Below are 25,941 nucleotides of genomic sequence, written 5' to 3'. Positions count from 1 at the left end.
TCATTCCGTCGAGTGATTCACCGAATTTCTGCTGCTGCTCAAACAGTTTATCACGATGATCTGGATCATAGGCTTTACAGCCATGCATCACCATGGAATTGCGGACGGCCGGTCCGGTGTTGGCGACGAACATGGACCCCGATTCGATCAGCCGGTCCAGTTTTTCGGTCAGTTCGGTCGAGAAGATTCCCTGGTTCGCTGCTTCCAGCATCGGGTCTCCCGCCAGGGCTCCCAGGCTGACAGCAGAGGCATCATCACTGTGGACGTCCACCTGCGACATTTTCCTGTCGCGTAATAACTGCTTGAAGCGTGAATTCACCACAGATCCTGAGGCCAGCAGCAAGACGCCGTTCCTGTCATAAATCGGATGATTAATCCTGCGTCCCACGATCAGGTCTTCGACGCGGATGGAGACGGTCTCAGGAGAATCGACTTGCGATTTGGGGGAGGTGTCAGTTTGTTCTTTAATTTGTGTCGTCATTTCCAAAACCTGAAGAGGCAACCGGAGCTTACTCGACCCCGGTAAAAAAACATCTGTGAAGTAATCGAACGCGGGAGACGCTCTCAAAAGAGAACGTTCAAGGTAAACCTAGTTTCAAAAAATTTAAAACAGAGCTGAGGAGGGATATGCGACACAAAAATCTGAAATGGGATGCGCCTGTTACTCCGAATATTCCATTCGGGTAAGATTCACAGGAGGGGATTCTCTCTCTGATCAGTGAGGACAGGAACTTATAGAGAATTACTGATCTGTTTCAGCACATCAGCTTCACTGTTTTGGACAGTGGGCAGAAAGCCACGCAAGGGGAGTGGCGTGCCGTCGTAGCGATACATCGAACCGGGAAACTGGATGCCTGTGATGCCCGTTGGCAGGAAAACCTCGGGCTGAAAATCCTGGGGCAAAGTGGAACCAATCACGATGGAGGGCACACTTTTCAGATTCCCAAGTGCCTGCGCAGATAACCCTGCCAGTGGGTTTCCGCCCGTCAGAATACACAGATCCACTTCGGACTGTTCCAGCAAGCGGCTGGCCTGATACTCGGCAGGTGAGTAACAGGGAAACCCGGCAGCGAAATTGACAGCCGCTGCATATCCGGTCTGCCAGGCCAGTACATGTTCTGCCCCTTTGGTCTCGCCGGAAGCGGGTACCGAAATGGAGTGACAGCGACGTTCCCTCTGAATTTCTCTGATCAGCAGCGAAAGCGCTTCCAGTTTACGATGTGACAGTGGTCCCTGTTTGAATTCCGGGCCGGTAAAAAAAACGATATATTGACTCTGTTTCAGTTGTGAAGCCAGGGATTGCAGTTGCGATTCGGTAATCCCCACCGGCTCATTTCCGGCAAGGGCGATGCCTTTCAGAAGTGACCTGAGTTGCCAGATGACTTCAATTTCCCGCTGAGGCTCGACTGCGATGAATTCATCTGCATGGTCAGTCGCACGTGCAGACTCTTCTCCGATCGCGATGATTTTACGTGTCATCTCAGGGGAATCTGTTTCCAGAGTCTGTCGATGTCGCGCATTGGCCAGCAGGTCCGCAGCGCCCCAGTAAATAATCAGGTCTGCACGACTGCGTACTTCGCCAAGGGTACAGGTGGCTTCTCCCACCTGCTGCAGGGCTCTTGTCCCTGCCGAGGCACCTGTGTCAATGACTGCTCCGATTTGATCCGCTAATGCGACTGCAGCCCGCTGGGCAGCAGTGGAGGACTGAGAGAGACCGGTCACCAGTGGAGCCTGTGCCTGTTGAATCAGTTCGACCGCCTGTTTGATCGCGGCGGCTTGAGAGACCGGCTTTCCCTGAATCCGCGGAACCAGTTGATCTGTCTCTCCTGCGCGTTCAAACCAGGCCTGCCCCTGAGAGCAGGTGGTTTGAACTTCCAGAATCTGCTGACCGTCGATCGTCACCTGAATATCATCGCAGGCGCAATAACAGCCGGCACAGGTGACGTCCTCAATCAGTTTTTTCACAAACCATCTCCGAAACATTCACTTTGACAGATTCAAAGCACAGGGGATTCGTGTTAGCCAAGTCGATTTTTCAGCTCAGTTAACAGCGAAACAGCTTTACCAATATCCGTTTTCTGCTGTTCACGATTTTCAGGAATTTCGCGTTCGATCGTCAGGGGACCGGTGTAACCGATCTCATCCAGAGTCCGCAGATAGGTTCCCATGCCGACATCTCCTTCTCCCAGTGGAACTTCCGCTCCCCAGTCGATTCCCCGTCTGTCTTCCGCTGCCCAGGTCGCATCTTTGCAGTGGACACTGCCGACCAGGTGACCGACCCGTTTCAGGGCGACGATGGGATCTCCTGTGCCGTACAGGATCATATTAGCCGGGTCGAAATTGATCTTCAGATTATCACGTCCGACATCACTGATGAAATCGAGCAGATGATCGGCAGATTCCTGTCCCGTTTCCAGATTCAGATTCTGTCCGTTGACTTTGACATGATCCAGCAGCCCCTGTGTGACTGACACCAGCTCTTTGTAATCGGCCGACTCACGATCTTCGGGAACAAAGCCAATATGCAGGGCAACGGTATCGCATTCGAGCTGTTTGGCAAAATCGGAAATCTCTTTCATTTCTTCAACTCGGGCAGCTCGCGTTTCAGCGGGAACGAGTCCCACGGTCTGTTTTGTGGTGGGGATATCTGCATAACTTTCACCATCGAATCCGCCAAAAACGCAGGTGAGTTTGATCCCGGCAGAATTGCAGCGTTCCAGGAATTCCTGTGCCACCTCGGGAGTTCGCGTCTGTTTGTGAGGTGCATGGATCTGTACGGTAGGAATTTCCAACTCCTGAACCACATCGAAGTGTACTCCCAATCCTGCATCAACCGAAGCGAATACACCAATAGGCCATTTTTCCATTATTCTGACTCCACAATTTGAACGTTTATGATTCTCTTGATGATCCATTTTTCAAGGACAAAATACCCCACCCGTCCGACAGGGGGGCACTTTCATCATAAGGAGATGCCCACAGATTCACAAACGAGGACTCTGATTTCTTTACAAATTAAATAAACAGTTTCACGAATCCCCGATTGCCGATTCCCCGGCTATTGTTTCCAGACAAACACCTCTTATAATGAACTCTTCTTGCACAGCACGCGAAGAACGCCAGCTCGGAAAACACAAGGAACACGCTCATGATCGACATCAATAAAATCCTGATTCCCACAGACTTCAGTGAAACCTCCCAGGCAGCTACTCAGTATGCAGTTGAACTGGCGAAGAAGTTCGGTTCCCAACTGCACCTGCTGCACGTGATTGAAGACCCCGTGGTCTATATGCCGATGTTTGAGAGCTATGCACTCCCTCCCAAAGAAGACTTTGAAAACTTCGCAAAAACCCGGCTGGATAACTGGATCCTGGATGAAGATAAACCCGGCCTGGAAATTTTCACACACTGGGTTCACGGAAATCCATTTGTCGATATCCTGAAATATGCCAAACGGGAAGAAGTCGATCTGATTGTGGTAGGCACGCACGGGCGCTCTTTCACCGCGCATCTGCTGCTGGGCAGTGTCGCCGAGAAAGTGGTTCGCAAGGCACCCTGCCCGGTTTTAACGGTACGGCCCAAAGGCCATCAGTTCATTCACCCGACCGCTGATGATGAATAACCGTTCGCAGCCTGCTGTAATCCTGATCTGAACTCCAACTCTCTACAAATCATGTATTGAGATAATACGGGACGACTCTATTCGTGATTGGCGACTCATCACATTCGGTAGAAAGCCGCATCCCATTCTATGGGAAACTGTTCAGCCTGATTGCATTTGTGATCATTCTGAATCTGCCTGCGCCTGCTGACATGACATCTTCAGCGCAACGTCTGGCAGCGATTACGGCATTGATGGCAATTCTGTGGATGACCCAGGCCATCCCTATCGCGGCAACCAGCCTCATCCCCCTGGTCGCATTTCCTGTTTTCGGCATTCAGGATCCGAAAACCGTCAGTGGTTCCTACATGAATGAAAATATCTTCCTGTATATGGGGGGATTTATCATTGCACTCGGAATTGAAAAATGGGGTGTTCACAAGCGCATCGCCTTGAATACCATTCGAGTCATTGGCAGCAGTCCGCGGCGCGTGGTTCTCGGTTTTTTATTCGCCACCGCGTTTCTATCCATGTGGATCAGCAATACCGCATCGACATTACTCATGCTGCCGATCGGGATGGCAATCATCGGTTCGATCTCCGAGCTGGCGATGTTTGATTCCGAGGAAGACTCGTCTAAAGCAATCCAACACTTCTCAGTCGCTTTATTGCTGGGTATCGCCTATTCCGCAAGCATTGGCGGGGTGACCACACTCATCGGAACGCCCACAAATATTGCCTTTCAGTCGATCTGGACTTCGCAGTTTCCTGACGGCCCCCAGTTATCGGCTGGCGAATGGATGATTATGGTCGTCCCGTTTGGGATTACCTTTCTACTGCTGACGTGGATGGCACTCTGCTGGAACATGCCCCGGCTGTCGAGTTCGAAAGAGTCCTCTAAAGCAATTATCAATGAACATGTGCGGAAACTGGGGAAGCCAACCCGACCTGAAATCCTGATGTTAATGGTTTTTGTGGTCACGGCCGTGTTATGGATCACCCGGAAACCGCTTACTTTTGGAGAAGATTTTGTTCTGCTGCCCGGCTGGGAAAGTCTGCCCCTCCACTTTCTGACCAGGTGGGGTATTCCCGTCGAATCCGCATCGGGCTGGGTCCACGACTCCACCGTGGCGATGGGCATGGCATTGCTCATGTTTGCGATCCCGGCTCAGAAATCGGAGCAGGGCGAAACAGAATACCTGATGGACTGGGAGACCGCCGAACGACTTCCCTGGGGAGTACTGCTGCTGATTGGCGGCGGGTTTGCGATCGCCAGTGCATTCAGCAGCACGGAACTCTCCGACTGGGTGGGACAGGTATTTTCCCAGCTCATCGCAGGCTGGCCTGCCTGGGCACTCATCTTTGCCGCGTGCTTGATGCTGACGTTTCTGACGGAATTCACATCCAATATTGCGACCGTCAATACAGTGTTGCCCATCATGGCGGCAACGGCAGTCAGTCTTGATATCGATCCAAGGCTGATCATGATCCCTGCCGCGATTTCAGCGAGCTGTGCGTTTACAATGCCGATAGCCACGCCACCGAATGCCATTGTATTCGCGTCGGGAAAAATCAAGATGTCGGACATGCTCAAATACGGCATCATCCTCAACCTGATCGGGGTCTTCCTGCTGACGGCGTTTATGTGGTTTTATTTTGTACCACAACTGGGTATTGAGTTTGGATCCGCCCCCGAATGGTTACATCAGCACAAACCCTGAAGCAATTGATCATTTTCCTATGCAGAATTTGCTGAAGATACGATCCAGAATGTCATCGGTATAAACCTGGCCGACAATCTGCCCCAGGTGCTGCAGTGCTTCGCGAATCTCAATTGCCACCAGTTCCTCGCCCATCTGGCGCTCCGCTGCTTCTTCAGCCGCCTGTAACGCCAGTCCTGCCTGACGCAGACTGTCGCGGCAACGGGAGGCCGTCGAACCGATGAGCTGGCGACCGCCACGACGGTATTCCGTCAACCGTGACAGAATCAGATTCTTGAGATCATCCAGTCCGGTTTCTTCAGCCACGCTCAGCGCCACTTCACAGGATTCGTCTCTGTTGAGAGCAGGGGAGAGATCACTTTTGGTCAGCACGGTTAAGACATGCTGTGATTCAGAAAGCTGCGCCCGTTGTGCACGATCAATGCTATGCAGCTCGGGGCGGAGGTCCGCTGCCGTGCACCAGATCACCAGATCCGCCTGTGTCATCTGCTGTTGACGAAACTGTTGAGCGGAGATGGAAATCTCATGCACGCCCGGCTCCAGACCAGCAGTATCAATCAGTTGAATCGGCTGTCCCTGCCAGTTAAGGGAGGTTACCAGGTAATCCCGGGTAGTGCCTTCCACGTCGGAAACAAGGGCCGCCTGTTTATCTCCCACCAGGGCGTTATACAAAGTACTTTTGCCCGCATTCGGCAGACCGGCCAGCACGAGTGACAGGCTGCCCGTCGATTCCATCCGTTCTGACGAATCGAGATACAACTGCTCGCAGAACTCACGGATCTTCCGCAGGCGATTGACCAGTGTATTGCGATCAATAAATTCGATATCTTCTTCCACAAAATCCAGCCCGGCTTCCAGTTCGGAAAGCAGTTCCAGCAGATCCATCCGAGCAGCGCCGATCCTGGTGGAGACGCCTCCTGCCAGTTGACTGAGTGCCAGATTCAGCTCTTCATGATCGTAGGCATCTATCACCCCCAGTACCGCTTCTGCCTGCACGAGATCCACCCGTCCAGCCAGAAATGCCCGCAGAGTGAATTCGCCCGGCCGTGCCAGTCTGGCTCCGTGCGCTGCCAGATTTTCGATGACCGATTCCAGCAGGGGAGGCGAACTGATGGTATGAAATTCCGCCAGAGGCTGGCCTGTGAAACTCCGCGCCGTCGGCCAGAAATAGAGGGCCCCCGGTAAGCGGACATGGGAGCCTGCCAGTTTGATGATGCCGGGATGACGTGACGGCACCCGGGAACTCCGCCACTGATCATCAGCTTCAAAACAGTGTTCCAGGCAGGGAATAATATCAGAACCACTCACACGAATCAGTCCTGCTGCACCACTGCCTGGTGCCGACGCTAAAGCAACTATGGTATCGTCAAATTGCAGATTCATGCTGAATTTCGTAGTGAAACTTTACGGGAGCATGAACGTTATGAAAAACGCGATGCCCACAAAACCTGATCTTTCTGCTCCCTGGTTTCAGACTCAGACTGGAGCGCATCACACTTAAGCATTGCGTCTCTCAATCCATGCTACTCAGCCCGAATCGCCCGGGAGACGTTGCAGTAAAACTGGACACGGTTTAGCGTCGTTTTTTCGACTTTTTCCCCGGTCCTCGGTCCCGGGAATTCGGCTGTTTCCGCTCATTCAATGCTGCCTGCTCCTGTGCCTGATCCGCGATTTCCTGGAGACGGGCAAACCAGCCTTTTTTAGCGGGTGGCTCATCCTCTTCCGGCTTATTTTTTCTGTTCTGCGTCTTTTTCGATTTGGCTTCGACTTCGATCACGTTGGGATCGGTTCCCACAATTGTCGAGGTACGCCGTTTGGACTGGTAGTCCAGCAGCTTTCGCTCACAAATCCCCCACAGGCTGGAGGCAATGAAGTACACACACAGACCAGCGGGAACATGGTAGAACATGAATCCCATACCGATCATCATGTAGTTCATGATCTTGTGCTGCAGTTCCTGATCCTTATCGGTTGGCGGCGGCATGAACAGCTTCTGCTGGATGACGAACAGCCCCACTGTCACGATGGGTAACAGGTTGAACTGGTCTCCCAGGAAAGGAATAGCAAAGGGCATCTGAAACAGGGCATCCGGAGCGGCCAGGTTATCAACCCACAGAAAGGGAGTCCCCCGCAACTGGACAGCATTGTTCAACGCGGTATACAGACCAAAGAAAATCGGCAGCTGCATGAAGATAGGCAAGCAGCCCGCCAGGGGGTTGTAGTTGTTCTTGCTGAACAGCTCCATTTGTGCCCGGCCCAGCTTTTCGCGGTCATCTCCGTATTTCTTTTTGAGTTCCGCAATCTGGGGCTGCAGCTCTTTCATCTTCTGAGCGCCGATTGCCTGCTTGCGCGACAGCGGATAAAGGCTGCCACGAACGATGATCGTCAGACAGATAATGGCTATTCCGTAAGACAGACCAACCCCATGCAGGGTCGTCAGCAGCCAGAGCATCAGCTTGGCAACCGGCCCGAAAATGCCGAGGTCCATAATCTCAGTGGCATTGAGCGGTGGCCCCAGCAGGGATTCCCGTTTCGGCCCCGTATACATTGCATAGCTGTGTGTGATTTCGCCACCGGGCGCCAGTTCCAGATCTTTCGAATTGACTTTGACCGTGATCCGGCTCTGTGTTTCATCCATCAGTCCACGCTGGACCAGGACCGGCTCGATACTGGCCGAATAATTGGACTGCATTTCGCCGTTAACGAGCTGAGGATCGTAGTTTTTCCCATCAGGCGTCAGCAGAGCAGCGAAGTATTGAATATCAACACCGGCGAATTGAAACGCGCGGCTGTATTTCTCGACCTGTTGTGCGTTGACATTTTCAATGATGTCCGGAGCGGTAAATATTTCCGTTTCTACACTCTTGTCATCCTGCAGAAAGCCGATGCGCAGATCGCGAAACTTGCGGGTGTTTTCGGCATTTTCCAGAGGGATCCCGATCGGTCCCAGCAGTTGGTATTCGAGTTTCTGAACTGCCTGGCCGTGGTTGATCACTTTGATATCAAAGTGGACCATGTAACCTGACTGGTTAGTATCTCGAAATTCACGAAAGTCATCCGGGGGAACCGGATACTTCTTGAGATCGTATTTTTTCTGTACTTCAATGCTGCCATCTGGTGCGGTCAGACTCAGGAGAACTGACTGATAGAGTTTAGGATCATCCGGATCCTTCACCAGGTCCAGAATCTTCCAGTTGGCTGAGTGGCTGTCTACGTTTAACGCCGCCAGTTTGGCATCCAGTTGTGCCACATCCAGATCGAGGCTGCTGCGTTTGAAGTTTTTGCCTGCATCAAATTGACCCAGAATCTGTAAAGGTTGTTTGGGATCTTTCAGATCCCGGTATAAGGGGTCGTTCAGGTGTGCCTCAACCAGTGACGCTCCTGTCGTCGAAATCTTTGTCTGCAGGAAATAGCCCGTTTCAGGGTCCAGTGATCCCAAGAGGATTGTACGCTGAGGATTGTTCAGCAGATCCGCTTGGGGAGGCGCCGGTTGCTCGTCAGCGGCATTTTTCGCCCCGGGGATATCCGGTTTTATTGCCACCAGAGGCGCATCAGGATCCTGAGGATCCTGGATATCATTCTCGACTGCGTTTTGCGCTGCGGGGGGGGGAGCGATTTTCGGGTTAATGAACAGCTGCCAGGCAAATAACATTGATGCTGACAGTGTGACAAACAGTAAGAGTCGTTTTTGTTCCATTGTTATCGACCATCCCGCAGGCGGTCGCCTAAGAAGTTGTCTAGATCAGAAATTTCGTAAATTTTTTCAGCGGTCGTATTAAAGTCATATTCAACGCGGCAGAAACTGACTTTCTCATCATCGATGATCACATAGGAAGATCGATTGTCTGCATCACGGGGCTGACCGACGGATCCCACATTTACCAGAAATTTTTCCTGGCCAAAGGGGTAAACGTAATCAATCTCATCCGGAGCAAGAAAATTCATACTTTCTGTGAAAACGCCGGGAATATGTGTGTGTCCCTGGAAACAGTACTGGTCGACCAGACCAAAAATCCGCTCCATTTTGCGCTGGTTATAGATATCTTCGGGAAACACATATTCATTCAATGGGTTCCGTGCCGAGCCGTGCACAAACAGCATTTTGTCTTCGCGTATCATGCGAGGCAGTTCGCCCAGAAAATCCCAGCGATCCTGGTTCTTTGAAGCATCGCCCGTTTCCAGCATGCGGCGTGTCCAGAAAATGGCACGTTCGGCACCGGCATTGAAACCTTCCGGATCAAATAACGCGGCCTGATCATGGTTACCCAGCAGGGACTTCTGGCAACGTTTTCTCACCAGGTCGATACATTCGCGCGGATTCGGGCCGTAGCCGATAATATCGCCCAGGCAATAAATTTCACTGATCTCACGGCTGTCAATGTCTGCCAGAACCGCTTCCAGCGCTTCGAGATTACCGTGAATATCACTTATTATCGCTCTTAACAACGGACAACTCCCACTTTCTTGACCGGGTCCGCACCTGACGGGGGCCTTCCTCGGCTGTTATCTTTTGAGGAGCCTGATACGAGAGGCTATCTTCAGGAAATTATTACCTGTCTAACGGAAAGATCCTCGGGGCATAACCACGACGATGCAGACCTGAATGTGAGTAACTGCGAAGTTCAATCGTGCCATGAGCCGTTGGAACGGTTATCGAGACAGTTTCTCGCTGAAATGATTCTCGCCAGGTCCACCCATTCTGCCTGCTGACAGTCTGAATTCTTTCCACGTAAGCCCCAATAGTAGCAGTACAAGCGCACCATCTCAAGGCTCTGTTTACAGTTATCATTCGTTCTCAATCGGTATTTCTGAGTGGAAACAGCTGACTTTCAGCCGAATTTCATGCTCGGATACCAGATTCCACAATGAAAACTGCGAAAAACACCGTTTCACTGCTGTTTAACCCGCAGTAAACACTGCCCTGATTTAATCTAAATCAGACAAAACCGGTAAACCCGGGGATTTACCAGCCAACGTAACAGTAATACGTGATTTTCCAGCTGCAGCGCTTTTGCTAATTACAGGACACTGCTGCGCTCTGTTCGCATCACGGGATAACCGGAATGATTGCTGCAATCCTCGCCAGCGGTACGCAATCAGGCAGGTTCAGTGTCCATAATAACAGATCCTGAAAGACACCGTCTGATCTTTTCCACCACACTGATTCTGGAAAACAACAGTCTGTTGATGGTGCATGTTGCCCGATTGAAACCTGTGATCTATGTTTGATTATCCCTTCATTATGTTTGACTCCCAGTTTCATCATCAGGTGATTTCCTCACCGGTCCGGTGACAACTTTGCCTGTGATAACTTTGTCTGACATGAAAGTCTGGATCTGAACCTCATCCGTAACGAGGTCTGATTTATCCAGCAGTTTGTTCCGCTGAGATCATGGATTGATTTTCCACCGGGCATTGAAACAGATTTTCAATTCAGATTGTAAATTCAGCGATAGAACTCCTGAATTTTACCCACGACACAGTTGTACGACGATTACAGCTAACATGCACACTTTGGCGAGACATAATTCAATGAAGACAAACTCTGGTTCCTTACTGGTAGTCGATGACGATCAATATATTCTGGAAGCGATGGCTGATTATCTCAGAAGCCTCGGGCATCGCACCGAAACTTCTCTCAGCTGCCTGGATGCCATTGAACGATTAAAAGAATTCCCTTTTCAGGTCGTCGTCTGTGATGTGAACCTGCCTGACCAGGATGGATTTCATCTACTCGAATGGGTGAAAGACAATGCCCCTGATACCGCGGTCATCATGCTCACCGGGTATGGCACGATTGAAAGCGCCGTCGAAGCAATCCGTCTGGGTGCGTTTGAATATCTGACCAAGCCGGTCATCGATGAAGAACTCAGCATGGCGATCGAACGTTGCCTGGACCAGCGGAAAGTGGTCGCAGAAAACAAATCTCTCAAGGCCCAGCTTGATCAGCGATTCGGTCTCTCGAATATCGTCGGTCAGGACTACAAAATGCAGAAAATGTTCGACCTGATCGAAAGCGTGGCAGATACACGTACCACCGTGCTGGTACTGGGAGAAAACGGTACCGGTAAAACGATGACGGCCCGTGCGATCCACCAGTTAAGCGACCGCTGCAATCAGCCTTTCGTTGAAGTCGCCTGTGGTGCGCTGCCCGATACATTGCTGGAAAGTGAACTGTTTGGACACAAAGCCGGTTCATTTACCGGAGCGTCTCACGATAAAATCGGTAAGTTTCTGCAGGCAGACGGCGGAACTCTGTTCCTGGACGAAATCGCCACCGCTTCTCCCAGCCTGCAGGTGAAACTGCTGCGGGTGTTACAGGATCGGGAATTCGAAGCCGTCGGTGACAACGTCACTCAATCTGTCGACATTCGCCTGATACTCGCCACCAACCAGAACCTGGAAGAAATGGTAGCCAAAGGGGAGTTCCGGCAGGACCTCTACTACAGAATCAACGTCATTACCCTCACACAACCTGCTCTGCGGGAACGCATCAGCGATATTCCCCTGCTGATTGAACACTACCTGAAAGTCTATAACGAACAGATCGGAAAATCGATCAACGGCTTTGATGCTTCTGCCACCCAGGCGATGTTGAAATACTCCTGGCCGGGTAATGTTCGTGAGTTGATCAATGTGGTGGAACGCTGCGTTGTATTGACCAAGGGTGATTATATCCGCATGCACGACCTGCCCGAACAGATTCGCCAGGAACAGTCGTATTCGCTCTCATCGGAAAATCGGATGAGCAATGGATCATTGAAAACCGCGCTGGCAAATCCGGAGCGACAGATTATTATTGAAGCCCTGGAAGCAAACGGCTGGAACCGGCAGAATACTTCCAAAGCACTGGGGATCAACCGGACCACGCTGTATAAGAAGATGAAAAAATACGATATCGATTTCGAAAAGCAGTTAATGCATTAGTCTGAACCTCTTTCCGATTCGCTGAAACCTCGAATGAAAGCACGTCTCAAGGACGTGCTTTTTTTATTTAATCGTAACAACTGCTGCATGCAGCATTTCCATGTAATCCGATAAAACAGATAAACTTCGTTTTATATACCTGTTCTTACACAGCGGGAGTGACGATAACTCCTGTGATACTGCAGGTCTTTTTCAATAAAACAGGCGAATATCGCTTAACTGTCTCATTTCCAGAGGGGGGAAATATGAGGTTCGGGCTACTGCTTTTGACCATGTTTACATTACACGTTGGCCTTTCGGCAATTCCTGCCGCAGAGTCGGCTGAACCACAATCACTGGAGCAAGTGTTCGCAGAAGGCGTCCTCGATCTGGAACCGGCACCAGCCCCTCCCATTGTCGAAACTACGGTGGCTCCCACACTTCCTGCCGCTGTACCTTCAACAGATCTGGCTCCCCCTGCAGAAAGCCTGGATCAACTGATTTCAGCCCCTGCGGCTGCACCAGTTGTCTGTCCCTCAGGTTCTGGATGCAATTGTTCCACCTGCACCTGTCAGAGTCCGGTCTACAGCAGTGAGGCCTGCGATTGTAATGCCTGCACACTCTGTGATCGCATTCCCTTACTCAATAAATTCCCCAGTGATCGCTGTTTTGATGACTTTGTGATGCCCGTCAGCAATCCCGTCTGGTCAATTGATCCGCGTTCCCTGACCTACGTCCGAGGCATCTTCATCAACCAGATGATTGATGCCCAGACTCCCGTTCTCGGAGCAGGGGACTTGCAGGTTTATGCTCTCCAGCTCGGAATCGCATTAAACGAACGTCTTTCGATTATTGCTGTGAAAGACGGCTACAACACGCTGCAGACACGCGGCGTCGGAAACCGAACCGGCTGGTCTGATATTGGACTGGGCGTGAAATATGTTCTGATCCGGGATGTGGAAAATCAGTTCCTTTTATCTGGAGGACTGATTTATGAAGCCACCAACGGCAGTTCGCGTGTATTTCAGGGGAACGGGGATGGCGTCTGGACTCCCTATGTCTCCATTGGTAAGCAGATTGGCTCAGGTCACCTGATCGCCTCCTCAGGCTATCATGTTCCCGGTGATACTGCCGAGGAATCTCAATCAATCTACTACAGCATCCATTATGATCACCCCGTTACCAGCAAGCTCTCCGCGGTAGCGGAGCTCAATGGGATTGTTTATACCAAAAGCGGGCAGGCGCTTCCCTTAAGTATTGAAGGAGGAGACTGGATCAACCTGGGTTCATCCAGTGTTGCGGGAAACAATGTGGTAACGACCGCCGTCGGAGCCAACTACCGGCTCAATTCATGTCTGTCGGTTGCCGGCGTCTGGGAATTTCCGCTTTCGAACAGAAAAGACCTGCTGGACAGCCGCACGACTGTCACACTGACGTTGCAGTTCTAATTAAAGGGACTCGAAAGCGAATCAGTGTGACAAAGCACTGATTCGCTTTCGAACCGTTTTTTCAAGCTGATCCAGCACCTCGTCTCTAGTCAGCGACGAGGTATTGATTTCCAGCGCGTCGTCTGCTGCTTTCAAAGGAGCGACGACGCGTTGTTCATCCCGTTGATCGCGTTGATAAATCTGATCGAGTATCTCTTCCACCGTGATCTGTTTGTCTTGCGCCTGCAGTTCATCATACCTGCGCCGCGCCCGTTCCTCGGGATTTGCCACCAGAAAGAACTTGCAGAAGGCATCCGGAAAGACAACCGTTCCCTGATCGCGGCCTTCGCTGACAATATCAATCCCGGAAGCAGCCTCGCGCTGCAGTCGAACCAGTTCTTCGCGCACCCCTGGATACTGGGCCACCACGGAAGCGACCTCTGTTACTTCAGGAGTCCGGATGAGTCCCGTGACCTCTGTCTCGTTCACCAGCACACGGGCATCAGAAAACGCAATGTGTGTCTGTCGGCTGACCTCAACCACGGCTGCTTCATCCGCCGGGTCGACCTGTTTCTGAAGCACACTCCAGGCCACGCAGCGATACATGGCACCGGTATCCAGAAACTCGAACCCCAGTCTCTCAGCCAGCCCCCTGGCTGCAGTGCTCTTCCCGGAACCGGCGGGACCATCAATCGTCACGATCATCTTTTAGACTGAATCCTGAAAAATAATTTCGATTTCTGCAATTTCGTAAGGTGACATTTCTACCAGAACCGCATCTTCTTCGACAGGCAGTTCGACGACGGTTTTACCATGAAAATCGCGCTGGCGGGCACTCACAGGAGACTTGAAGCATCTGAGTTTGACAGAGCGGTGGATTCCTTCCGTCTCAATCAGTCGCAAAGCAAACCCCACAGGCGTACCGGATAAATCAGCCTCCGCTTCGTGCGCTGATTTCTGCAGATTCATCACACGGGTAATCTGGACATTACTCACAGAAACATGAAACAACCACCCCTGATCTCCCATCCGGGGCGGACCGATCTGGCTGGAATAACTTCCGGCAGGCACCATTACATTCCGGGCAATCTGCATCGGGAAGTTCTGATTGATTGCAATCGAGAACTGAAACTCCCGTCTGGTTTCGCCTTCGACAACCAGCATACTGTCGAGCATCCGGGGCCCTGTTTTACGATGAAAGGGCAGCCCATGATTCAAAATTGTTACCCGTTCTTCCCCCTCGGCGATTTCAAAGTAATGCGGGCCTTCAAAGCGTTCTCCCTGGAAGGCATGCGCACTTTCCAGCAGCGACCGGGTCAGTGAAGCCGTGCTGTCGCCCCAGGCAAACCGGGCCGCATAATAATGATCCCAGGGATTGCCATCGGGGAGCGTCTGCGCATCCAGTTCGATTTTCACATCCAGGATCGGTCGGCCGCGCCACAGTTGAAATGTCTGACGAAACGTGGCGAGTGATGTATTACTCACCTGGTCGTAAATTTCTCCGGTGGTCACGATCTCGCCCATCCCCGGCCCTTCGCAGGTAAGCACTGCTTTAACGCCGCGTGTGGCTGAGTAGGGGGTTTTCGTATCCCAGTCACCCAACGCACCGGGAGTGGAAATGTTGCGTTGATAGGGAAAACGATACGACAGCTGCTGGCTCAGACGATTTGGTTTGCGGCCGTATTCTTTGATCTGGGCAATGCCCCCGGTTTCTGCATGGATATGTACTTCAAAAAATTCATTTCTCAACAGCAGCGGTTCGGCGATGGGCACACTTGTTTTAGGAGGAGCAGCAGGGGACAGACCAGGCTGCAGCCAGACAAATCCGGCAGCAGGAAGTTCGACGACTGCCTGCTTCCGCGTCTCATCAAATTGAGTAGCTTTGACAGCGGGATGTACTGCCGGTTCATGGGGAAAATCAGGCAGATCCACAATAACACGCCGCGAGAATGACAGGGAGTTCAATAACAGGACTCCACTCGCATTCTGTTCTGCTCCCTGCAGAATGATCTTTGCCAGTTGTTCTACACCATCATCAAAGAACCCCTGCAGTGACTGCACCGCCTGGTTCGTGGCTTCCTCATCTGCATCAGGATGCCCGCACTCTATTTCCTGTTCTATTTTGAGCAGTGCTTCTTCTTCCGGCGGTTTTCCATAGATGACCCGTGCCACCGTATGAAACCAGCGCCCTGCGGTAAACTCATCATGCCTGGCAAAATGCCTGATGAAGCGACTGAGTGGATCGGGCTTGCGCATCGCCACCAGCTGACTCAGGAAGGGGGAAAGGTATTCCCGCGCATCGTAAGAGGAATGTCGTCCCGATGATTCCGTGTTCTGGAAGAAATCATTCAGCAGCACAAAGCTGCCCAGGACAGGCGCATAATGATGGATGCGTTTAAAGTCTTCAAAAAAAGGCGATTTGACATCAGGCCAGTGCGCGAACATTAACGCGCCCACCTGATCTTCCTCCATCGATTCGGCCATTCTCTGGGGAAATCGCAGGTAACCGGCTGCCCCCTCCGCGGACATGGGAATCCGGGAAAATGCATCCAGAATTGTGCCGTCCGCTCCTTCCCAGTGAATTTTACTCTGCTCGTAATCGGGATAGATACCGTCATCCAGCACCAGATGCAAAGCCGAATGATATCCAAATCGATGCAACAGCATCGGCAATAGAGAGGCGAGCCCGAAACGGCGTCGCGCCCATGTAGTCGGAGTCATCCCGGTTAACTGTTGAACCGTTTTCGTACCAGCTTGCAACTGCCAGATCACAGACTCCACGGGGACTACCGGGGTGGAAATCTGATCCTGCTCACCGCCGATCACTTCGCTCTCGCGATCCTGGCAGCTTTTGCTCAACAGCGAAATCAACTCTGAATTCTGGTCGGCGATTGTTTGCAGGTCATCCCCGCTGACCAGAATGTTAAAAGGACGCTCATCTGCGATGGACTGTTTCAACGCTTCATTCGCCCATTCCGGCGTCAGCAGACACAGATCAATCAGATAGCAGTCGATCGGATAAAACCGCTCACGATTTTCCAGCAGCACTTCAAAACAAGCTTTGAGATGGGCGCGGGCCGCCTCGTTATCATCCGCCAGAACCGCATCCGCAGCCGCGATGGCTTCCCGCTGAATCGTCGCTTCATCCAGACTGCTGAAGTGATGCATGCAGCGCGTCAACAACTCGAGCTGGATATAACAAATCCCCAGGGCATAAAAATCAGCAACCAGTTCCTCAGACAATGTCGCTTTCTGACCGGCTTCCTCTGCCTCGGTTGCGGAAGAGTGTAAGGGAAGCAGCGCTGCTTCAGCCCATTCCTGCCGGTGAATTTTCCCGCTGACGACCGTCGCGCCATTTGCCTGGGCTTCTTCAATCCAGCCATAAGGCAGCCAGTCTTCAGATGTTTTGGGAACCAGAAGCAGGCGATCCGATAAAAACTGGGGAGGTTCATCAGAACGATGCCAGCTGGGAATGACACGCGAGGAAGCCAACAGTTCCGGGTGCCAGGCTACCGCAAAGGCATTCAGCAGGCTTTCCGCCTCTTTTTCATCCAGTTCCGTAGGAAAATCATCGAGACTGTGGCAGGGAATCAGTACAACAATATCATTGTATGTCATTGAATCACAATGCTTTACATAATTAACAATAGTCAATGGGACTTTGGGTCCGGCAGGTCATTTTTTTCGACACATGCTCGAATCCATTACATTTTACCCATCACGTCTCAAATTTCTGAAACGCATCACATTTGAGCCTGACGTCTTTCGATCTATCATGCTCGGGCCAAATGGCCGGGAGACGCTACATGAAAGCGGGACACTGGTTAGCATAAGCAATCAATTGCCAAGTATCCATAGCGCTGCATGTTTCCGTATTGAGTAAAAGCGAAAAGACAGTCTAACTCATAATCAATTCGGTAGTTAAGCATGAGTCTCCACGGAAATAAAAAAGCAGATTACCGGAAATCATGCATCTCCGATCCAGCAAAAAAACTGATAAAATCGTATTAATTATCAAGTTAACGGGAACTCCTGTAATTCACGTTCCGTCCAATGGAAGGAAAGCAGCGAATTTCTGATATGTAAACGCAATACATTCGCAGTTCGTCGCTGCATCAGGTGACATTGGTTATAACGGTTTGTATTAATTTTTATGAAGTCGTTTTCAAACATCAGTTATTTCATTGACTTTATAGGAAATCCTGTGATAGCCTTATGTTAGGGAATCAGAACTTCTCAATTCATTCCCAAGCCTATCCTGACAGAAATTGAATTGATCTGATACATTTCTGCCTGTTGTCTTAGCTCTCTCAACCGGCAGAATTTCACCTCGTAAAATATTTTCCAAGTAAATTCCGGTTCAATCTGATGACCAGTGGTTCCTCAGATCCGGAAAGCAGGAGTAACCAGACACATGGCAGAAAATCAAGCTGTTTGGGGTATTGAAATTGGTCAGGCTGGCTTAAAAGCCATTCGCCTGCGATATGCAGAAGCCGCCGACCAGGTGATTGCGGTGGCCTTTGATTATATTCCCCACCCGAAAATTCTCAGCCAGCCCGATGCGGTTCCCGATGAACTGATCGGTCAGGCTCTGGACACCTTCCTGTCCCGCAACCAGACCAATGGCGACCTGATCGCCATCAGTGTTCCCGGCCAGACTTCACTGGCGCGTTTCATTCAGTTGCCCCCCGTGCAGTCCAACCGGGTTCCGGAGATTGTAAAATACGAAGCCAAGCAGCAGATTCCTTTCGCGCTCGAAGACGTGATCTGGGACTACCAGCCCCTGGGTGGTGGGGTCGAAGAGAGCGGTTACATGCTGGATGCCGAGGTCGGTATCTTCGCCATGAAACGCGATCAGGTCCTGCACGCCCTGCAGCCGTTCCTGAAACGAAAAATTGAAGTGGAACTGATCCAGATCGCACCTCTGGGACTTTATAACACGCTCTGCTACGACTCTCTGGGGATGCGGGTTGGTCAGGACTTTGAAGGCAACCCGGAAGAATCTGCCATTGTTGTTGACATGGGTGCGGACAGCACCACCCTCATGGTGACCAACGGAAATAAAATCTGGATCCGCAATGTTCCGATCGGCGGCAACCATTTTACCCGCGCTTTGACCAAAGAGATGAAGCTGACGTTCGCGAAAGCCGAACACCTCAAATGTAATGCGACGCGTTCTGAAGATCCCCGTGCCGTCTTCCAGGCGCTGCGGCCGGTCTTCAATGAATACGTCTCGGAAATTCAGCGTTCCATCGGTTACTTCTCGAGCGTCAACCGTGATGCCAAAATCTCAAAAGTATACGGTACCGGTAACGGTTTCAAACTGGCCGGTCTGCAGAAATTCCTGCAACAGAACTTGCAGTATGAAGTGGAACGCCTGGACGACTTCCAGGCGCTCGTCGGCGATGCCGTTCTGAATGAGCCCTTGTTCCAGGACAACATCCTCACATTCACCGTGCCTTACGGAATCGCATTGCAGGCTCTGCAACAGACCACCATTCGCACGACTCTACTGCCCCCCGAAATCGCGACGGCCCGTAAAATCCGGCGTAAAAAGCCCTGGGCTGTGGTGGCAGCAGCGGCTCTGATGATCGGCCTGTGTATTTCCGCAGTCGGCTACAGCAATGTTGCCAATTCCGTCAGTGAAGACCGGTTTGGTGCAGTGGAGACAAAAGTCAAGAACCTGAAACAGCAGGTTGGCGGATATAATACCGCTTATGAAGGGGAAAAGACGGAATACACCAACCTGATCCAAGAGGGGAATAAGCTCGTCTGGAATCTGGACAGTCGCGCTGACTGGCTGGAAATCTACAAAGCCATTGACGAATGCCTGCCGCGCGATGTCGGCGATGACATTGACAACGAACAGATCGAGAAACGAAACCGGATCAAACTTCCCGGGATCACTGTCCGCTACGAGAAGGACCTGGGCTCCTGGTTCCAGCAACTCTTACCTCCGGCAAAATCAACTCTACCCAAAATTGACCGAGAGAACCCTCCTGAAGGTGAAGGATATATCTTCACTTTAAATGGTGTGCATTATCACCACGATGAGTCCAAGATAGCCACGAATGTCGGCGTCCTGTATGTCCACGAAACCCTGCTGAAAAACCTGCAGTCCTGGACGGTCAAAAACCCGGGCTCAAACCCCGTCGATGTCCGGAAAATGGGGATTACCCATCCGGTTGTCATTAAGGACAGACGTGACCCCTTTGAATTCTATCCCAATGGCCGTCCGCGTGGCATGCAGCCAGGGGGAGACGGTGGACGGTTTACCGGGAGAGGCGGCTTTGGTGGCTTCGGCGGGGGAGCAGGTGTGCTGCCCGGCGATGAAGGTGCTTTTGCCGGCGGCGCCCTGGGCGGAGGTGTTAATCGACCCCGGATTGGCGCCAATCGACCTGAAAAAGAAGTCAAACCGATTAACTTACAGCGGACTCAGTTCACTCTCGAATTTGTCTGGAAACCTATTCCCGTTCTGGAACGGCAGGAGAATCCACCTGAAACGCCCGCAACGGAAGGTGAATCAGCAGGAGAAGAAGCAACCGCAGAAGCAGGTTGAGCCAAACTGCGTTACATTGAGAGTTAAAGAGATTCTGGTACATATCTGAAAATCAAAACGTATTTCATCTCTTCGGAGAAAAGAGGACAACCCCATGGACAAATTGAAACCTCTGATTGTTCATAAATTCTGGATCATCCTGTTCATCGCATTACTGCTGCCTGTTATTGGCTGGAGCATGGCAACCGGCAGCCTGGCAAAAGAAATCGAGGAACGCAAGACTGCGATTGACCAGGCCTTTACCGATTCACAGATACCTCCTAACCCTCCGAATCAAACCTGGTCGACCGCCCTAAAGCAGATCAACGACGAAAAACGAAAGTACAATGCAGAGTCAACCCGCTATCTCTGGGAGAAACAAAAGGAATTATTTGTCTGGCCACGCGATATTGAGCCCTTCATGAAAGATACACCCTATCGTGGTGAAATTTCGATCAAACCCCGCAACCTGTACCGTTCTGCCTATCAATTTGAAATTCTCCGTGCCCACAAACTGGCAAATCCTTACAGCCTGAAAGATGGTACGGGACTGGTCGCTCTTGACGAGAACGTCATTCCGCATGTGCCCTTAAATAAATGGCAGACCGTGTCCCCGACTTCTGAGGAAATGTGGGATGCCCAGGAAGATGTCTGGCTGGTCACATCCATTCTCAAAGCGATCGCTAAAGTCAACGAAGAGAGTGGCGCTGCCAATATCAGCGAATCTCCCGTCCGGCAGATCTCCGTACTGGAACTGCGTGGCGGTACCGTTGGCGATGACGGCAGTGCTCCTGCCGGTGACGGTGGCATGGGTATGGAAGGTGACATGGCAGGAGGCCCTGGCGGCGGAGGAATGTTCGGAGCTGGTGGCGGCGGTGGTGCCCGCATGGGTGGCATGGCGGATGGCAAGGATGGCTCCTTATCGATTGACGTTGATATGGACCTCGTGAAAATATTCGGAAATGACGTAGATGGTTCGGCCGGCGGTGGTGACGGCGGTTCTGAAATGATGATGGACGAACCAGCCCTGGGCGGTTTCGGAGGTGGCATGGGAGGCCAGGGTTCTCAAAAACTGAAACGTTATTATGACGAAGCAGAAGACCTGCCTTATAAAACAAGAGCCTTTTATCTCAAAGCTACAATCCAGTCTTCCAAACTACCAAACCTGCTGGCTCAATTGAGCAGTATGCCCTGGCCGACAAAAATTGTACGCGTGCAACGTGCCGACCTGTTCGATGATAATATGAACCCGATTGCCACCACCGGTGGTGGCGGTGGAATGGGTCGACGCGGTGGCGCAGGCGGGGGAGCAGGTGACTTTAGTTCTGAATCTGATTTTGCCGGTGGTGGCAGAGGATTCGGTCGCGCTGGCGGTCCCGGATTTGAATCTGACATGGGTGTGTCCGGTTCAGGAGTGATGTTGGGACAGGAAAACAAGAGTTTGCTTGACGCAGCTCTGAATGATCCCGAGTTGGCTGTTGTGACGATCGCAGGCCTGATGACACTTTATAAGCCGTATGTTCCACCAGAAGGTGAAGTCGTAGCAGAAACAACAGAACCGCCTCAGGATGCGGCAGGACAAACGAATCCCGCTGCTTCCACTACACCCGCCGATGGTTCTGCACCTGCCGCTTCGAATCCGGCAGCAGCGGCTGCAGGAGAGAATCCTGCCACTCCCGCTCAACCGGCTGCGACTACTCCGGAAAATACACCGGCTCAGCCAGATGGTGAGACAGCAAAACCAGCGGAGCCGGCAACACCTGCGCCGGCTGCAGATTCCAGTTCCAGCGAAACTCAACCCCCTCCGGCTGAACCAAAGCCAGAGGAATCAGTTAATCCATAATACACTTTTTACTCGAGGCTGCATTCAAGCAGTTCGTGTAACATTTTTCACTTAACGGAGACAGTCCTGTGAAAAACCTGATGTCCAAATTCAAAGGCATGAATTACAAAGAATTTGCAATCACACATGGCGAAAAGATCGTCCTGGGTTTCATTGCTTTGTTTGTAGTATTCGTCATCTTTACCTCTCAGTGGACACCGGAGCAACGGACTCCTGCTGAATTAGAACAGAAGGTCAACACTGCAGAGACTGTGGTGAGTAACAGCCAGTGGCCTGAAGAAAATCGCAATGAGTCTCTGAAAGAAGACGACCTGAGGCAAAAAGTCGCGAAGCTGATGAATAAGCCCATGGAAGTCACGCCTTACATGTTTACCACCAAACTCTCCTGGCCCATCTATGCGAAAAAAGCAAAAGCCAAAGAGGTCGACTGGCTGCCAGTGGAAGATCTGGTCGCCAACTATGGCCGTGTGATCATGCATACCCGCCCCGCAGATGCGCTGCTGGAAGGCAGTGAAGGAACAAAAGAAGCAGAAGAAAAAGCAAAACCGGATGAACCGGAATATGACGCATTCAAACGCCGGACCGCAGGTATGGGCGGCGGAATGGGAGGACCAGGTGGCTCTGCCATGGCGGGCCTGACATTTGGCGGGATTCCCGGCGAAGCGGAAATGATGATGGCGGGAGATCCCGGTGCCATGAATCCCGGTTTTGCCAATCCTGATGCCTACGCCGGTGGACTGCCTGAAGACATGATGGGAATGGAAGGCGGCATGGGCATGACAGGCCCGACCCGGGAAGGGCGGGGACTACGGTTTGTCGCCGTCCGCGGTGTCTTCGACCTCGCCACCCAGCAGGACAAACTCGAACGTTCTTTAGGTGATGCCTTCTCTTTTCAAAACATGCAGACAGGAAAAATCCTCGAGTTTCTCGACTTTCAGTTACAACGCAAAACAGCCCAGCCCGGAGATAATCCCTGGGCGGGAGAGTGGGAAGACGTAGATATCGAAACGTCAATCGAAGTCCTGAAAGAAAGTGCCGACTTCGATCCGGAAGTCGTCAACAGCGGAATCACGGACCGTGTCTTTACGATGCCGCTTCCCAGCCGTATTGCCGGTTTCTGGTATAAAGTTGCCACACATCCCCGCGTTGAAAACTTTACTTTGAGCCAGGAAGAAATCGAACAGGAACTTGAGTTCAATCGTCGCATCCTGGATCAGTACAAAAAAACTCATTCCAACGAAAAAGTCTTCAAGGAAAAGCAGAAAGGTTTCTCCACCCTGCAGCTTGATATGCGGGGCATGCGGAGTGAGCTGATGTACGGAGGCGGAGGCGCCAGCGAAATGGATTCTGTCATGCAGGGCATGGCTGATTCCATGATGCAGGAGCGTCAGGGCCGCCCCGGAGAACCCATGGATGAGAAGAAACTGATTCAGAAGCTGAAAGCAAACGTGACAGCCGCTGGCCGTCTGCTGCTGTTCCGATACTTTGATTTTGATCTGAACCCGGGTGAGACTTATAAATACCGAGTGCGTCTGGTTGTGCGTAATCCCAATTACCAGCGTCCGATTGAAGAAGTAGTGCTGCCGGCAGTGGCCGAAGGTGAAACCCGCACCACTCCCTGGAGTAATGAAACCGCAGCAGTTGCTGCCGAGGAAGATGTGCACTTTTACCTGCAGAGCGTGCGTCCTCCCCGTGGCATTGCCGGAACGACAGCGAACTTTGAAATCTACCAGTGGTATCCCAAAACGGGAACCACGATTCAGTCAGTCATCAAAACATCGATCGGCGATGAAATCGGCGGCGAACAGGTTACTGAATTGTATGATGTCGCCAAAGAAAAATATGATGACAAGGCGACTGTTGAATTTGATACTCAGAATTACCTGGTCGATGCAATACCCGCTCCTTCCATCCGACTGGAAGAGCATCCCGATTTAAATCTGCCTGCCAGAACACGCGGGCATCTGCCGATCGAACCGGAAGCAATCATCGTTGATAATTTCGGTAACCTGAAAAAATCGCTTCCGCCTGCTATTTCCAGTTCTTACGCGGATGTTCAAAAGAATTTCAGCCGTGAGCGCGAGAGCCTGGCCTGGGTCAAGACAGCGACTGAAGCACGCACAGCCGCCCCTGTCGACGGCTTTGACATTGGCCTCGAAGGCGCCAGTGCATTCGAGGGCATCGATGCCGAAATGATGGGACCTCAACCACCTGGTAAGAGAGGCAAGCGGAAAAGGAATCCCATTCGCGTGGGACCCTGATTGAAAATCGCAATCCAACTTTAATAGAAGGGCGGGACGTTTCAGTGTCCTGCCCTTTTTTTACGGGAATTCTTGGAACTGATTTCGCTCTGTAGCAGGTAGAACTGGCTGCTGCTATTGTTTGCCGGAAATCGAGTAGACGCGACCAGTAAGATTCGTCACGATCAACATGATTCTGTTACCAGAACTTCATCCGTTGTCCCCAGCAGTAACTCACGTAATTCTGCTGCGATGAAAAAGGAGCCAGTGACGCACACCAGGGAATCGCCAGTCAGAACTTCTTTCGCCCGAAACCATGCGGCCTCAGGGCTCTGCGTGATGATGACCTGCGAAGTATTTCCTGTCGACTGCTGAGTGGATCGGGTGAGATCCACTAATTCTTCTACCGGAATACGCCGGGGATTCGAGAGGTATTGCGTGAGGATGACTGTCTGAAAGTGAGGCAGCAGCGTAGCCAGCATTTCTCCCACATCTTTATCTTTCGTCGCCGCAAAAATCAGAATCCGATTCATTTGCGGAAAACTGGCAGCGAGCGTATCAACCAGCGCTTGGATCGAAGCACCATTATGAGCCGTATCAATAATCACCGGCGGATCTTTCTGCACCAGTTCAATCCGGGCCGGCCATTTCAGACGCGACATCCCCTGACGCATCTGCCCGTCTTCCAGGGGAACTCCCTGCTGACGTAAATAATCAATCACAGTCACCGCCAGAGTCGCATTGGTCAACTGGTGGGTCCCCAGAAGTGTCACCGGAATCTGCTCGACCAGGGACCAGGGAGTTTTTACGTGAATGTTCTGCTGATTTCTGTCTGATAGCAGACTGGTATCTTCAGACTGCTTAAGCTGGACACCCGGCTGAGTCTCTGCCAGTCGCATGAAATTCCGATTCAACAGAAACAGGGGAGCCTGCTTTTCCCGGCAGACTTCTTCCAGGACAGCCTTAGCCTCCGGTTGTGTGACCCCACTGAAGACGGGAATACCCTGTTTGATAATCCCGGCTTTTTCACGCGTAATCTGTTCGATGGAATTTCCCAGCAGCGCCGTATGGTCATAGCTGATATTGGTCACAACGGACACCAGTGGCTCGCAGACGTTTGTTGAATCCAGCCGTCCTCCCAGGCCTACTTCCATCACCGCATAATCAACGTGTTCTGTCTGGAAATGCATCCAGGCCAGAGCTGTCGTCAATTCAAAAAAAGTGGGGCTCATATTGCCAGTCTTCTGATCCAGCTGCGCGACAACCGGAATCAGCTCTGAGACCAGGTCGACCAGTTGTTCCGGTTCGATCTGCTGACCATCGATCAGAATTCGTTCTTCGTAACAGGTGATATGCGGCGAAGTGAATAAACCCGTGCGAAAACCGGCTGCTGAGAGCATCTCCGCAATCATTACGGAGGTGGAACCTTTCCCTTTGGTTCCCGCAATATGAATCGTGGGAACCTGTGACTGCGGGTTTCCCAGGCAATCCAGTAATTCCTGCATCCTCCCCAATTTAAAATCACTGGTGGAGTACTTGCTACTCCCCATTCGTTCATAATTGAGACGACCAAATAAAAAGTCCAGACTCTGCTGGTACTTCTCTGCCGAGACTCCCATGCCAGGCAGTTTCCTTATGATATAACTGAAAAAACATACATTCTGT

16 protein-coding genes are annotated in these 25,941 nt (G+C 51.6%); 7 read left to right on the top strand and 9 right to left on the bottom strand.

Annotation, left to right across the window (positions count from 1 at the left end; genetic code table 11):
- The 3 genes from AACZ40_RS04180 to AACZ40_RS04170 all read right to left on the bottom strand — a co-directional run.
- Positions 1-481: hypothetical protein (locus tag AACZ40_RS04180; RefSeq protein WP_339673390.1), on the bottom strand; the 481-nt coding region annotated here is incomplete at its 3' end.
- Positions 482-732: 251 nt separating this feature from the next.
- Entirely contained in the window at positions 733-1,965 is a 1,233-nt protein-coding gene (locus AACZ40_RS04175; protein WP_291172604.1) for a hypothetical protein, read from the bottom strand.
- Between the two features lie 53 nt (positions 1,966-2,018).
- The gene (locus AACZ40_RS04170; RefSeq protein WP_291172607.1) at positions 2,019-2,867 is read right to left on the bottom strand and encodes a sugar phosphate isomerase/epimerase family protein; all 849 of its coding nucleotides are present in this window, start codon (positions 2,865-2,867) and stop codon (positions 2,019-2,021) included.
- A 281-nt stretch (positions 2,868-3,148) separates the two neighbouring features.
- On the opposite strand from AACZ40_RS04170, the gene AACZ40_RS04165 reads away from it, so the two are divergent.
- Positions 3,149-3,622, top strand: coding sequence for a universal stress protein (locus AACZ40_RS04165; RefSeq protein ID WP_291172610.1), 474 nt, complete (start codon positions 3,149-3,151; stop codon positions 3,620-3,622).
- A gap of 83 nt (positions 3,623-3,705) precedes the next feature.
- On the top strand, positions 3,706-5,322 hold the full coding sequence (locus AACZ40_RS04160; protein ID WP_339673387.1) for an SLC13 family permease: 1,617 nt from the start codon (positions 3,706-3,708) through the stop codon (positions 5,320-5,322).
- Between the two features lie 9 nt (positions 5,323-5,331).
- Here the strand turns inward: AACZ40_RS04160 and AACZ40_RS04155 are convergent, their stop codons facing one another.
- The 3 genes from AACZ40_RS04155 to AACZ40_RS04145 all read right to left on the bottom strand — a co-directional run bounded on the left by AACZ40_RS04155 (position 5,332) and on the right by AACZ40_RS04145 (position 9,768).
- The gene (locus AACZ40_RS04155; RefSeq protein ID WP_291172616.1) at positions 5,332-6,705 is read right to left on the bottom strand and encodes a GTPase; all 1,374 of its coding nucleotides are present in this window, start codon (positions 6,703-6,705) and stop codon (positions 5,332-5,334) included.
- Positions 6,706-6,895: 190 nt separating this feature from the next.
- Entirely contained in the window at positions 6,896-9,019 is a 2,124-nt protein-coding gene (locus AACZ40_RS04150) for a YidC/Oxa1 family insertase periplasmic-domain containing protein (protein ID WP_291172619.1), read from the bottom strand.
- A gap of 2 nt (positions 9,020-9,021) precedes the next feature.
- Positions 9,022-9,768 (bottom strand): metallophosphoesterase family protein, encoded by a 747-nt coding sequence (locus tag AACZ40_RS04145; protein ID WP_291172622.1) that lies wholly within the window; start codon positions 9,766-9,768, stop codon positions 9,022-9,024.
- Positions 9,769-10,854: 1,086 nt separating this feature from the next.
- Here AACZ40_RS04145 and AACZ40_RS04140 point away from each other — a divergent pair.
- Together AACZ40_RS04140 and AACZ40_RS04135 are read left to right on the top strand one after the other, a co-directional pair.
- Positions 10,855-12,249: a sigma-54 dependent transcriptional regulator gene (locus AACZ40_RS04140; protein WP_291172625.1), complete on the top strand. Its 1,395-nt coding sequence runs from the start codon at positions 10,855-10,857 to the stop codon at positions 12,247-12,249.
- A 245-nt stretch (positions 12,250-12,494) separates the two neighbouring features.
- The gene (locus AACZ40_RS04135) at positions 12,495-13,676 is read left to right on the top strand and encodes a hypothetical protein (protein WP_291172628.1); all 1,182 of its coding nucleotides are present in this window, start codon (positions 12,495-12,497) and stop codon (positions 13,674-13,676) included.
- Between the two features lie 21 nt (positions 13,677-13,697).
- Here the strand turns inward: AACZ40_RS04135 and cmk are convergent, their stop codons facing one another.
- Together cmk and AACZ40_RS04125 are read right to left on the bottom strand one after the other, a co-directional pair.
- Positions 13,698-14,360: a (d)CMP kinase gene (gene cmk, locus AACZ40_RS04130; protein ID WP_291172631.1), complete on the bottom strand. Its 663-nt coding sequence runs from the start codon at positions 14,358-14,360 to the stop codon at positions 13,698-13,700.
- Between the two features lie 3 nt (positions 14,361-14,363).
- The gene (locus AACZ40_RS04125; protein ID WP_291172634.1) at positions 14,364-17,273 is read right to left on the bottom strand and encodes a hypothetical protein; all 2,910 of its coding nucleotides are present in this window, start codon (positions 17,271-17,273) and stop codon (positions 14,364-14,366) included.
- A gap of 796 nt (positions 17,274-18,069) precedes the next feature.
- Here AACZ40_RS04125 and pilM point away from each other — a divergent pair.
- The 3 genes from pilM (at position 18,070) to AACZ40_RS04110 (ending at position 24,297) form a co-directional block, all read left to right on the top strand.
- Positions 18,070-20,214: a type IV pilus assembly protein PilM gene (gene pilM, locus AACZ40_RS04120; RefSeq protein WP_291172637.1), complete on the top strand. Its 2,145-nt coding sequence runs from the start codon at positions 18,070-18,072 to the stop codon at positions 20,212-20,214.
- A gap of 94 nt (positions 20,215-20,308) precedes the next feature.
- On the top strand, positions 20,309-22,036 hold the full coding sequence (locus AACZ40_RS04115) for a hypothetical protein (RefSeq protein ID WP_291172640.1): 1,728 nt from the start codon (positions 20,309-20,311) through the stop codon (positions 22,034-22,036).
- Between the two features lie 80 nt (positions 22,037-22,116).
- Complete coding sequence (locus tag AACZ40_RS04110; protein ID WP_339673381.1) at positions 22,117-24,297, top strand: hypothetical protein; 2,181 nt, start codon at positions 22,117-22,119, stop codon at positions 24,295-24,297.
- A gap of 164 nt (positions 24,298-24,461) precedes the next feature.
- On the opposite strand, the gene AACZ40_RS04105 is transcribed toward AACZ40_RS04110, so the two are convergent.
- On the bottom strand, positions 24,462-25,895 hold the full coding sequence (locus tag AACZ40_RS04105; RefSeq protein WP_291172645.1) for a folylpolyglutamate synthase/dihydrofolate synthase family protein: 1,434 nt from the start codon (positions 25,893-25,895) through the stop codon (positions 24,462-24,464).
- Positions 25,896-25,941: the final 46 nt, after the last annotated feature.

Origin of the sequence: uncultured Gimesia sp. (assembly GCF_963972345.1) — a bacterium.
GTDB lineage: Bacteria > Planctomycetota > Planctomycetia > Planctomycetales > Planctomycetaceae > Gimesia.
This window is presented reverse-complemented; position numbering and strand designations above follow the sequence as displayed.

Coding starts and splice junctions, on each gene's coding strand:
- cmk (WP_291172631.1), bottom strand. CDS start 14,360: ATGATCGTGACGATTGATGGTCCCGCCGGTTCCGGGAAGAGCACTGCA.
- AACZ40_RS04135 (WP_291172628.1), top strand. CDS start 12,495: ATGAGGTTCGGGCTACTGCTTTTGACCATGTTTACATTACACGTTGGC.
- AACZ40_RS04105 (WP_291172645.1), bottom strand. CDS start 25,895: ATGGGAGTCTCGGCAGAGAAGTACCAGCAGAGTCTGGACTTTTTATTT.
- AACZ40_RS04170 (WP_291172607.1), bottom strand. CDS start 2,867: ATGGAAAAATGGCCTATTGGTGTATTCGCTTCGGTTGATGCAGGATTG.
- AACZ40_RS04150 (WP_291172619.1), bottom strand. CDS start 9,019: ATGGAACAAAAACGACTCTTACTGTTTGTCACACTGTCAGCATCAATG.
- AACZ40_RS04125 (WP_291172634.1), bottom strand. CDS start 17,273: ATGACATACAATGATATTGTTGTACTGATTCCCTGCCACAGTCTCGAT.
- AACZ40_RS04110 (WP_339673381.1), top strand. CDS start 22,117: ATGTCCAAATTCAAAGGCATGAATTACAAAGAATTTGCAATCACACAT.
- AACZ40_RS04115 (WP_291172640.1), top strand. CDS start 20,309: ATGGACAAATTGAAACCTCTGATTGTTCATAAATTCTGGATCATCCTG.
- AACZ40_RS04165 (WP_291172610.1), top strand. CDS start 3,149: ATGATCGACATCAATAAAATCCTGATTCCCACAGACTTCAGTGAAACC.
- AACZ40_RS04140 (WP_291172625.1), top strand. CDS start 10,855: ATGAAGACAAACTCTGGTTCCTTACTGGTAGTCGATGACGATCAATAT.
- pilM (WP_291172637.1), top strand. CDS start 18,070: ATGGCAGAAAATCAAGCTGTTTGGGGTATTGAAATTGGTCAGGCTGGC.
- AACZ40_RS04155 (WP_291172616.1), bottom strand. CDS start 6,705: ATGAATCTGCAATTTGACGATACCATAGTTGCTTTAGCGTCGGCACCA.